General features: G+C 66.4%; 1 protein-coding gene. It reads left to right on the top strand.

All coding sequences use genetic code 11. From position 1 onward, the window contains the following. Positions 1 to 222 precede the first annotated feature (222 nt). Positions 223 to 1,713 (top strand): pyruvate kinase (gene pyk / locus ABGA94_RS18535; RefSeq protein ID WP_375367898.1); only part of this gene is annotated, 1,491 nt, incomplete at its 3' end.

Raw genomic sequence — 1,713 nt, 5'->3', positions numbered from 1 at the left:
AACTGGCACGGGAGCCGGCGCAGCTGGAAGCGCTGCTGGCCTAGCTTCCTGTGGAGCCGAGCCCATGCTCGGCTCCACAGAACCGCCCCCCTGCGCCAGCGTATGTCCGGATGATGTCCATTCCATGACCCGCGAAGTCAGGCGGCACAAGGCTGTAACCGTATACATGCGGCGTGAAGGATGTGCTAATTTCCGTTCTTTATCGGGAGAGGCCCATCCACCATGTTCGAGCGTCAGCGTCGCACCAAGATCCTTGCCACCCTCGGTCCGGCCACTGACCCGCCGGGCGTGCTGGAGGATCTGTTCCGCGCCGGCGTCAACGTGGTGCGCCTGAACTTCAGCCATGGCGATCCGTCCGGCCAGGCCAAGCGTGCCGCCGAAGTGCGTGCCGCTGCGGCCCGCGTGGGCGTGGAAGTGGGCATCCTGGCCGACCTGCCGGGCCCGAAGATCCGCATCGAGCGCTTCGCCGAAGGCAAGGTGCAGCTGAAGGCGGGCGACCGCTTCGACCTGATCGCCAGCGAGAACGCCGGCCCGGGCACTGCCAGCGAGGTGGGCGTGAGCTACCTCGGCCTGCCGCAGGACGTCGGCCCGGGTGATGTGCTGCTGCTCGACGACGGCCTGATGCAGTTGCAGGTGGTGGAAGTACAGGGCGACCGTATCGTCAACACCGTGCTCAACGATGGTGTGTTGTCCGACCGCAAGGGCCTGAACAAGCAGGGCGGCGGCCTCTCGCTGGGTGCGCTGACCGAGCGCGACAAGGAGCTGATCGGCATCGTTGCCAAGATTGGCGTGGACTTCATCGCCGTGTCGTTCTGCCGCAATGCGCAGGACATGAACGATGCGCGCGACATCGCCCGTTCGCACGGCTGTGATGCCGCGCTGGTGTCGAAGATCGAGCGCACCGAGGCAATCGAGAACCTGGAAGAAATCGTCGAGGCCAGCGACGTGGTGATGGTCGCCCGTGGCGACCTGGGCGTGGAAATCGGCGATGCCGAGCTGCCGGGCCTGCAGAAGAAGATCATCAAGGCGTCGCTGGCGCAGAACAAGGTGGTGATCACCGCCACGCAGATGCTGCAGTCGATGGTGGAAAGCCCGATCCCGACCCGCGCCGAAGTACTGGACGTGGCCAACTCGGTCATCGACGGCACCGACGCAGTGATGCTGTCGGCGGAAACTGCCGCTGGCGCCTACCCGGTCAAGGCCGTGGAGGCGATGGCACGCATCTGCCTGGGTGCCGAGCGCCAGTTCCAGACCGAGACCGACTTCAACGCGTCGCCGCGCAACCTGGAACGTGCCGACCAGGCGATTGCCATGGCCACCATGTTCCTGTCGCAGCACGTGGGCGTGCGCGCGATCGTGGCGATGACCGAATCCGGTGGCACCGCACGTTACCTGTCGCGTTTCAGGGCCAAGGCGCCGGTGTTCGCGGTGACCCGCCATGACGGTGCGCGCCGGCAGATGGCGCTGATGCGCGATGTGTTCCCGATCAACTTCGACAGCCGCGGCCTGACCCCGCGTGAAGCCGCGCGCGGCAGCATCCGCCTGCTGGTGGAATCGGAACTGCTGCAGGCCGGTGATCGCGTCGTGTTCACCAGTGGCGAGCACACGCCCGAAACCGAGGAGTACGGCATCGCCAGCTTCGTCTATCGCTCGCGGCGACCGTTCCATCCCGCGCGCTTCGCCCGCGCGCTGCAGTCGGGCATGCCCGGCGTG

The organism is Stenotrophomonas sp. 3diitr2024 (assembly GCF_042136455.1).
Taxonomy (GTDB): Bacteria; Pseudomonadota; Gammaproteobacteria; order Xanthomonadales; family Xanthomonadaceae; genus Stenotrophomonas; species Stenotrophomonas sepilia.
Note: the sequence above shows the minus strand (reverse complement) of the source record. Positions and strands in the feature narration are given on the sequence as shown.